The sequence below is a fragment of the Acinetobacter sp. YH01018 genome, assembly GCF_013420295.1.
Lineage (GTDB): Bacteria > Pseudomonadota > Gammaproteobacteria > Pseudomonadales > Moraxellaceae > Acinetobacter.
Genome location: NZ_VOYL01000070.1, coordinates 1 through 8,850 on the forward strand (window position 1 = coordinate 1; position 8,850 = coordinate 8,850).

Genomic DNA, 8,850 nt, shown 5'->3' on the forward strand with positions numbered 1-8,850 from the left:
GTAAATTTTCAGCGTTGCTGGCTCCCCGTCAGCCGGATTGGGTTGCATCGCAGGGGTGTCGAAAGAGTCAACTGCGGTCCAAAGCTGTTGGACTTGGGTGAAAAGGGCGTTTATTCTTCCTATACGTGAACCGCATCCTACGGAATGAGTAACCCTTGCCCTATTGTGAGTAGAACGTCGTATAATTCAAACGAAAGCAGTTAATAGGTATGAAATATCACAGCACAAAAGAGCGACAGGACATGTTTAGATGATGTTATTATAAAATAATAACATCATGGATGAATAAAAAATAATTTTCTATCTTTACAACTATGTTATACTTCTATGATAAGGCTATGATGGCAAAGCCTTGGTTTTCCTAATCAAATAGTCGCCGAGATGGCTTCAATGCGACAGTAGGTCTACTGTCTCACAATTAATTCATGTATCAGATTTTTGTTCCCTGATGGGAAGTGTTATCCATACGAAAAGAATATGGGTAAAGTGTTACACCTGTATATGACATTCAGAATGTCCTGTCGGGGGAACTGGTACCAATTTAATAAAAGAAAACAGTATAGAAATGACAATCGAAGATATGCAAACATTAGCCCTAGAGCATGGGCTGAGAATTTCGGAAGAGATGAGCGTCAATGAGATGGGCATCGACTTTAGAGTTGCCTTTGTAAAGGAAGTAAACGGTGAGAACTGGGTACTCCGTATACCTCGAAGAAGCGATATGCTTGAACAAATCGAAAATGAAAGTAGAATATTGGATTTAGCCAAAAGAAACCTGTCGATCAATGTCCCTGATTGGAAAATTGTATCGGAGCGCCTAATAGCCTACCCTTTACTGGAGGATGCGCCTGCTCTGACATTCGATGCGATAACACATGAGGTTTCTTGGAACATAGATCGCGATAGCATAGCTTATGTGGAGTCTCTGGCAAAATCATTGGCCGAATTACATCGTATTACAGCTGACGATGTGAGAAAGAGCAACTTGAAAATAATGACTCCAAGTGAATTGAGGACCGAAATAGCTGACCGTATCCACTTGGTGAAATCTGAGATAGGTATCAGCGAGCCGTTGGAAAACAGATACCGTAGATGGTTGGACAATGACCCTTTGTGGCCTGAATTCACTTGTTTCATCCATGGCGATCTCTATGCAGGGCATGTCTTAACCTCGAAGGAAGGTAAGACCTCTGGTATCATAGATTGGTCTACTGCGCATATGGGTGATCCTGCACTGGACTTTTCTGGTCACGTATCGGTTTTTGGAGAGGATAGCCTGAAGAGTTTGATAACGGAGTATGCTAAACAAGGCGGAACGATATGGGATAGGCTCTACGAACAATCTATAGAGAGGGCTGCTGCAGCTCCATTAGCATATGGCGCTTTTGCGGTAGAGTGCAACGACGATAATCATATCAATGCCGCCAGAGCAGCCTTAGGTATTGTTCAATAAAATGATGTGAGGATACTTTTTTAAATGCTAAAATAGGAGTTCGATTGGTGCCACTTAAGAGTATCATTGATTTCTATTTTAGCCAGTATCCTCCACTTTTAGGAGCTCCTCGAAACTCGATTTTATGATCATCTCTTAAGATTTTGAGCCACCGCTCTACTATCTTGACAGGAACTAATAGCTCGTTTACTAAAAATGGTGCACGCTTTCCTGGATTAGTTCTTATCTGATTAAATAGTAGATTTACTCCCTCACTTACTCCCTCATTAGATTCGAAAAGTAGCTTTGATGAGACAATAACTCGAAAACCGTGCTGGAAATTTTCAAAGACAGGGGGACGCAGACCATAGGATGCGAAGCCTTCTTGGATTCGTTTGATGCCTGACCCATATTTTTCAATAAAATGCGCTTCTTTGAACGTGGCAGATATCCTTTTATTGCGCGCCCATGGCGAGTAATCTTCACGAAGAAGCTGATCAATCGTTAAGTTATCAGCTAAACCACCTGGATTGAAAAACTCTATGGAATTGTAATACACCCTGATTATGGAATCGGCAAATTAATTTGGACTTGGGTGAAAAGGGCGTTTATTCTTCCTATTACGTTGTCGGCAGCGGGCCAAAAAGGAATACGTCCATGCCCATCGAGGTGAAACCGGCTGTGAGCGCGGGTTCAAGCATATAGCCCGACAGGCGCGTATCCTTGCCGATCACGACACGATGGCGGTGGTCACCGCGACGAAAGACACGGCCAGCCGCCATGCCGACGCGCAAGGCGGTTTCCGCCGTCATCGCGCCTTCGTTGGCTTTGCCACGAATACCGTCTGTGCCGAAATATTTGCGCACCATAAGGTCGATTATCCTGTCGTCGGGTCGCCCTCAAAGGGGACATGCCTGCTGAACCGCGAATATAGAGAAATATCCCGAATGTGCAGTTAACGAATTCTTGCGGTTTCTTTCAGCGCCGCCAATACCGCCAGCCCGTCGCGCAAGGGGCGCGGCTCGTGTGTGCGGATGAAGTCAGCTCCACCTGCGGCGGCGGCAAGCTCTGCAGCGAGTGTCGCGGCCCCGACATCCCCCGGACCACGGCCTGTGAGCGCGCGCAGAAAGGATTTGCGCGAAACAGACAGAAGCACCGGCAAATCGAAGCGCAGCCGCAATTCATCGAACCGCGCCAGCACCGAGAGCGAGGTTTCGGGAGCAGCCCCCAGAAAAAACCCCATGCCGGGATCAAGGACAAGGCGGTTGCGTTTGATACCGGCACCCGTCAGCGCCGCGATGCGCGCGTCAAAGAACGCCGCAATGTGATCCATGATGTCGCCAGCGGGTGCCTCGCGCCGATCTGCCTGCCCGTCTTGCACCGAATGCATAACGACGAGTTTGGCAGATGATTTCGCCAATTGCGGATAGAACGCAGCGTCTGGAAAACCGCGAATATCATTGAGATAGGCCACACCACGCGACAAGGCATAGGCTTGCGTCGCGGGTTGATAACTGTCGAGCGAGACGGGAATGCCATCTGCCTTGAGCGCGTCCAGCACCGGCGCGATACGCGCGATTTCTGTGTCGGACGAAACAGGCGCGGCGTCGGGATTGCTGGATGCCGGACCGAGGTCGATCACATCTGCCCCCTCGGCCATCAGCTTACGCGCCTGCGCAATGGCTGCGTCTGGCGCCAGATACCGGCCTCCATCGGAGAAACTGTCCGAGGTTATGTTGACGATGCCGAAAATGATGAGCGATTTATTCATGGGGGCTTCTATAATAATCTCTGTACACGACAAAAATAGATAACTCATTGAAATAATGTCACAATAATTGTTTTCTAACGACGAATACTATGACACATCTCAATGAGTTATATCTTATCTTAAACAAATCTCTAAAATGGAACAAGTCACATTTAAAGTGCTTTGCGCTCATCATGCTTGTGATTATTTTAAAGCAAACATGTAATCTTTCTTCTGCATCTAAAGCCTTGCCCATCAAGTGTTTACCACAATCATTTTATCGACGTATGCAGCGCTTCTTTGCAGGTCAGTATTTTGATTATCGTCAAATTTCTCAGTTGATTTTCAATATGTTTTCATTCGACCAAGTGCAACTGACTTTAGATAGAACCAATTGGAAATGGGGAAAACGAAATATTAATATCCTGATGCTCGCAATCGTTTATCGTGGAATAGCGATACCTATCCTTTGGACATTGCTTAATAAACGTGGAAATTCAGATACGAAAGAGCGTATTGCTTTGATTCAACGCTTTATAGCCATTTTTGGTAAAGACCGTATTGTGAATGTGTTCGCAGACAGAGAGTTTATCGGTGAGCAGTGGTTTACATGGTTAATTGAACAAGACATCAACTTCTGCATTCGTGTTAAAAAAACTTCATTGTCACCAATCATTTAGGAAAGAATCATAAAATTAGTGATTTATTTCGCCATCTTAAAGTTGGTCAAATTGAATGTCGTAAACGACGGATTTTGGTTGGTCGGGTGAAACTATATATAAGTGCACTACAGTTAGAAAATGGAGAGCTTTTACTCGTCGTTTCTCCTCAGTTTAATGCCAATGCTATTCAGGATTATGCATTACGCTGGGAAATTGAAACCTTATTCAGTTGTCTCAAAGGACGCGGGTTTAATCTTGAAAATACGCGCTTGACAGACCCTAGACGAGTGAAAAAATTGATTGCGGTGTTAGCTATAAGCTTCTGTTGGTGTTACTTAACGGGTGAATGGCAACATAATCAAAAAAAAGCGATAAAAATAAAGAAGCATGGACGACTCTCAATGAGTTTATTTCGCTATGGTTTAGACTATGTTCAAATGGCGATTCAGCGTTTAATTGGTTTTGGGAAAAAAGAAGAGTTTAAGGAAATTTTGGCAATTTTAAGAAAGCAGAATCCTGATAGGATAAGGGTTCTGTGAAATTTGTCGTGTACAGAGAAAAAATTTATATTTTTGTTGGTTTTGTTGCATAAACATTTTGCAAGGTACTGATTTTTAAAGGTTTGCGCAAATTTCAACCTAAGAATAAATTTAATAAAATCATATTCTTAGGTATTTATGCAACAAAGCCTTTTTGTTTGCAAGAGCTACTTATATGCACTGCTATTATATTGAGTAATATATTTCTAAAAATTAAGATGGAGTTTTACTCTTATAACAAATAAAATTTAGTAACAATATATTTTTTATAATTTAATTTAGGTATATCTAGTGACACATTCAGTCGATCGACTCATACATAACTCACTTAAAGAAATATGTAAAAAATGTAAAGAAGATTTTTCAGGCTTAGCGATAGTTTGTTATGAGGATTTAAGTCACCTTCCCTATATAAGCTTACATAAAGAACAATTTTTTACCGATTTTGATTTAAAAAATATTAATGAAACCTTACTGAGAATATCTACTTATTCTTCAGCCTACCATGATGGATTTCATTTCTATGATATTAACTCTAAAAAATTAACCCATATTTCTCAATTCATCTCCCCTCCGTTAGAGTCTGTAGCATATATGAATATTGAAAATATCATTCCTTGCGGTGCTCGTGAGATGACAGCTTACTTAACATCGAGTATTCAAGGAATATTTTGTGTAGGCCTGATCAGTGCCAATAAGACTATAAAAGTTTTTAAAAACAACTCAATTGTTAAATAACGGGTAAGTGCATGAGTTTTTTAGTACTAAAATTTAATGAGCTAACAAAAATAATTTACTTATTTGTAGGACTTACTGGTGTATTTATTGGATTAATACAATTTGTTAATTGGCTTGTTGCTGGAAGTCTAACTTTACTCCAATCTCTAACCCCTTCCATTACCGTATCACTTTTTATCTTAGGCTTACTTCTTAGAACAGTTACAATTAAGCATAAGTTTTTAAGTATTATTATTGGCAAGCCAATTATACATGGATTATGGAAAGGGAATTTGACGAGCAATTTTGAGGTAAATGGACAAAAAATTCCTCCAATTGAAATCTATTTCTTCATAAAGCAGACTTTCTTAATAACCACCATCAAATCTTACACCTCACATCAGGCATCTGAATCAATCATTACAGCTTTGTCCCACAATAAAGACAGTGAAATTTCTGATTTTATCTATATTTATAAGTTTTATCGGACAAAACATAGTGAAAATAAGGTGACTTTCGGTAGTGGAAATTTAAGACTAATCAACCAAGGACAAACTTTGGAAGGCTTCTATTGGACTACTGCAAATACATGCGGTGAAATCGAGTTAAATTTGATAGAACGTAATTGTGAAAGCATAGACTCCTATCAACTAGCAAAGCAACATGATAAATAATAGACCTCTTGCGAAAGTAAAAAATGCCTCAATATAGATTTCATGAGATATGAGAAATTAAACCGTTTTTCAGATTCTGAATTTAAGCGCTTGGTTGGTGTACCTCGACCAGTTTTTACTGAAGTGGTCGATGTTTTAGAAAAAGCAGAATCACTTAAAAAGAAATCAGGTCGTCCTCATACTTTAGCTATAGAGGATCAATTATTATTAACGCTCAATTACTTACGCAACTACAACACTCAACTAGAATTGGCGGCATACTACCATATCGCTGAAAGTAATGTGAACCGTACCGGGTTTGTCGGAGAGTCAATATTCTGAGAGACTACCCCCGATGACAAAATTAAAATACACCCCTGAAATCAGAGATAGAGCGGTTCAATTATTGATTGAATCTGAAAAAGATTATCCTTCTACTTGGGCTGCAATCACAGCAATTGCGCCTAAGATTGGTTGTACTCCTGAAACACTTCGTGCCTGGCATCAAAAGCATTTAGATCAGCAAAATCCAGTTAAAGTACAGCAGCTTTCAGACCAAGAACGTATCAAACAACTCGAACGCGAAAATAAAGAAATAAAGAACTGCAACGCGCCAATGAGATTCTACGTAAAGCAGCCGCTTTTTTCGCCCAGGCGGAGCTCGACCGCCCACACAAATAATGGTGGATTTCATCCATAACAATAAAGATCGATATGGTGTTGATGCGATTTGTAGGATTTTACCGATCGCAGCTTCAACCTATTACCGAACTTTAGATCTCGCTGACAATCCAGAACATCGAGCGAAACGAGATCTACATGATGAGTATCATGCTGAACAAATTCAACGAATTTGGAAAGAAAGTTCAGGTCGATATGGTGTGCGTAAGGTCTGGCAACAATTGAAACGTGAAGGTTATGTTATCGCACGTTGTACAGTTGCTCGATTGATGCAGAAGCTAGGTATACAAGGTGTCTGGCGTGGTAAGAATAAACAAACCACCCGTAGCCGAGATGATCAAAAACGAGCAGCTGACTTAGTGAAACGGAATTTTAGTGCAGATCAGCCCGACCACCTTACGAAACAGTGTTTCTCAGGTCACTGATTTTACGTATATTCAAACCCATTCAGGCTGGGTCTATACCGCCTTTATTATTGATGAGTTCTCACGAGCAATTGTTGGATGGAAAGTATCGACACGGATGAATACAGATATGGTGCTCGATGCATTAGAGCAAGCATTACATGATCGAGGTATACCCAAGAATGTGATTCATCATTCCGACAGAGGTGTGCAATATCTTTCCATTCGTTATACCAATCGTTTAGAAGCAGCAAATTTACGAGCTTCAGTCGGTACAACTGGTGATTCATACGATAATGCTTTGGCTGAAACGGTGAATGGCTTATACAAAACAGAGGTGATTGAATATTTAAAAGCAGATTGGCGTGGTTTAGCAGATGTACAACTTGCGACATTAAACTGGGTAGATTGGTTCAATAAAGAGCGTGTACATAGTGCACTGGGTTATGTGTCACCTGTTGATTTTGAAGCAATGTACTATGATAAAATTAATCCGTTAGGTCAGGTAGCCTAACTTAAATAAAGTCTCCGACAAACCCGGTACGGTTCAGGTTGATTTATCCAATAGCCTGCAATTAGTTGAATATTCTTATCTAAATATAAAATTTTCACTGAGCAGCACTTAAATAATCTCCCCACCACTGCATCATTTCAGTTCGTTGAATTAAATAATCCGCATGATTATAGCTAGCACGTGTACGATTCTTATCAATATGCGAAAGTTGAGCCTCAATCCAATTATCTTGGAACAATCCTGAGTCATTCAAAATAGTACTGAAGGTAGAACGTAATCCATGGGAGGAAAGTTGATGTTTTCCATACCCCATCTTACGTATAGCCATATTTAATGTATTAAAATGAATCGGGTGATCCTGCTTTCGCGGACTAGCAAAAATGAATTTTTCACCCAATGACCATTGCATCGCATCTTTTAAGATCTCTAACGCCTGATCTGAAAGTGGAACTAAAAAATCTGGAATTTCATGTCCTAGGATAACTTTACGTCGAAACTGTTTAATATGTAAGGCTGGAATTCTCCAAATTTTATCTTTTATATCAAAATGATGAGGTTCAGCCATTAACAACTCTGCCCCTCGCACGCCAGTATATAATTTAAACATGAGTGCTTTTTTAATAATGGGATGTGCATCCAACTTTTTTAATTTATGCATAAAATCTGAGATGTCTTCAGCTTTTAAATAAGGATAGTTCTTCTTGATTTTATTGTTAACAGCAATTTTATTTAAACCATGCGCGATATTATATTCACAATAGCCCATTGCTACAGCATAGTCAAAAATTTGGTTCAAATAACTACAAGCTTTTTTGACAGGTTCTTTAACTTGACGTGACTCTATTTTTCTAATTATTGAAACTAGGTCATAGCGCTTAATATCTTGAAAAGGGATATCCTGAAGAACTGGATAAATATCATGCTGTAAACATTTTTCTGCTAACTGGAGAACACCACAGCGTGGTAAATCATTGAATGCATTTTTAAGTTTGAACTGTAGCCACTCCTCTGCTACCTGATGAAAAGTAATTAAATTAGAAACAGTTTCATTTTCAAAACAGAAATTATTATCTCTAAAATCATCCCTGACTTGTCGTGCCTTTTTCAGGGATAAATCAGGATAAAGCCCTAACTGAATTCGGCGGCGTTTCTTGGTTTTTGGATCTGTATATCGATAACTCCAAGACTTCCTTCCATTTGGTTCAATTTTTAGACTAAGTCCATCTTCATCCGATAAAAAACAAGTTTTTTCCTTGCAATGAGCTTGGCGAACTTTAATTTCAGTAAGACTCATGAGATTTGAATGAAACCTATCAATGGACTGATCAAATTAATTATACCAAAATAGAAGGACTTTCATATGATGCGTAGACTACGCATCATATATATTTGTAATATATTGTTTTATATATTTAATATTTTAAGTATTTGTATTTTAGTAACCATTATAAGTACCACCTCTTCTTTAAGTTCCCAACAACTCACTTTTTCTGTCATC

The 8,850-nt window shown here is 39.8% G+C and carries 8 protein-coding genes, 2 pseudogenes and 1 other annotated feature; of the genes and pseudogenes, 6 read left to right on the top strand and 4 right to left on the bottom strand.

All coding sequences use genetic code 11. The features are described 5' to 3' along the window. The first annotated feature begins 565 nt into the window (after positions 1–565). Positions 566–1,453, top strand: coding sequence for an Mph(E)/Mph(G) family macrolide 2'-phosphotransferase (mph, locus tag FTT83_RS14745; RefSeq protein ID WP_071830579.1), 888 nt, complete (start codon positions 566–568; stop codon positions 1,451–1,453). Positions 1,454–1,526: 73 nt separating this feature from the next. Here mph and FTT83_RS14750 read toward each other — a convergent pair whose 3' ends face one another. The 3 genes from FTT83_RS14750 to sul2 all read right to left on the bottom strand — a co-directional run bounded on the left by FTT83_RS14750 (position 1,527) and on the right by sul2 (position 3,203). Beyond that, positions 1,527–1,991 carry an ATP-binding protein gene (locus tag FTT83_RS14750; RefSeq protein ID WP_071830580.1) on the bottom strand — a complete coding sequence of 155 codons (465 nt, stop codon included), beginning with the start codon at positions 1,989–1,991 and terminating at the stop codon, positions 1,527–1,529. A 61-nt stretch (positions 1,992–2,052) separates the two neighbouring features. After that, positions 2,053–2,301 carry a phosphoglucosamine mutase gene (locus FTT83_RS14755; RefSeq protein WP_071830581.1) on the bottom strand — a complete coding sequence of 83 codons (249 nt, stop codon included), beginning with the start codon at positions 2,299–2,301 and terminating at the stop codon, positions 2,053–2,055. Between the two features lie 86 nt (positions 2,302–2,387). Next, positions 2,388–3,203, bottom strand: a complete 816-nt coding sequence (sul2, locus tag FTT83_RS14760) for a sulfonamide-resistant dihydropteroate synthase Sul2 (RefSeq protein WP_001043260.1) — start codon at positions 3,201–3,203, stop codon at positions 2,388–2,390. An 89-nt stretch (positions 3,204–3,292) separates the two neighbouring features. Here sul2 and FTT83_RS14765 point away from each other — a divergent pair. The 5 genes and pseudogenes from FTT83_RS14765 to FTT83_RS14785 all read left to right on the top strand — a co-directional run bounded on the left by FTT83_RS14765 (position 3,293) and on the right by FTT83_RS14785 (position 7,352). Continuing rightward, positions 3,293–4,383 (top strand): IS4-like element ISAba1 family transposase gene (locus tag FTT83_RS14765; RefSeq protein WP_085940648.1). Its coding sequence is split into 2 segments (ribosomal slippage): positions 3,293–3,833 and positions 3,833–4,383, totalling 1,092 coding nucleotides; the frame shifts between segments, so codons are not numbered across the junction. A 291-nt stretch (positions 4,384–4,674) separates the two neighbouring features. Continuing rightward, the gene (locus tag FTT83_RS14770) at positions 4,675–5,121 is read left to right on the top strand and encodes a hypothetical protein (RefSeq protein ID WP_000149838.1); all 447 of its coding nucleotides are present in this window, start codon (positions 4,675–4,677) and stop codon (positions 5,119–5,121) included. Positions 5,122–5,132: 11 nt separating this feature from the next. Then, on the top strand, positions 5,133–5,774 hold the full coding sequence (locus FTT83_RS14775) for a hypothetical protein (protein WP_000009204.1): 642 nt from the start codon (positions 5,133–5,135) through the stop codon (positions 5,772–5,774). Between the two features lie 42 nt (positions 5,775–5,816). After that, positions 5,817–6,068: pseudogene (locus FTT83_RS14780) on the top strand (transposase family protein); the annotation flags it as partial. A gap of 40 nt (positions 6,069–6,108) precedes the next feature. Further along, positions 6,109–7,352 (top strand): annotated as a pseudogene (locus FTT83_RS14785) (IS3 family transposase). Continuing rightward, positions 6,392–6,508 (top strand) — a sequence feature (AL1L pseudoknot). (Overlaps the previous pseudogene by 117 nt.) A gap of 94 nt (positions 7,353–7,446) precedes the next feature. Here FTT83_RS14785 and FTT83_RS14790 read toward each other — a convergent pair. Continuing rightward, positions 7,447–8,646, bottom strand: coding sequence for a tyrosine-type recombinase/integrase (locus FTT83_RS14790; protein ID WP_000059656.1), 1,200 nt, complete (start codon positions 8,644–8,646; stop codon positions 7,447–7,449). Positions 8,647–8,850: the final 204 nt, after the last annotated feature.

Coding starts and splice junctions, on each gene's coding strand:
- FTT83_RS14775 (WP_000009204.1), top strand. CDS start 5,133: ATGAGTTTTTTAGTACTAAAATTTAATGAGCTAACAAAAATAATTTAC.
- sul2 (WP_001043260.1), bottom strand. CDS start 3,203: ATGAATAAATCGCTCATCATTTTCGGCATCGTCAACATAACCTCGGAC.
- FTT83_RS14790 (WP_000059656.1), bottom strand. CDS start 8,646: ATGAGTCTTACTGAAATTAAAGTTCGCCAAGCTCATTGCAAGGAAAAA.
- FTT83_RS14755 (WP_071830581.1), bottom strand. CDS start 2,301: ATGGTGCGCAAATATTTCGGCACAGACGGTATTCGTGGCAAAGCCAAC.
- mph (WP_071830579.1), top strand. CDS start 566: ATGACAATCGAAGATATGCAAACATTAGCCCTAGAGCATGGGCTGAGA.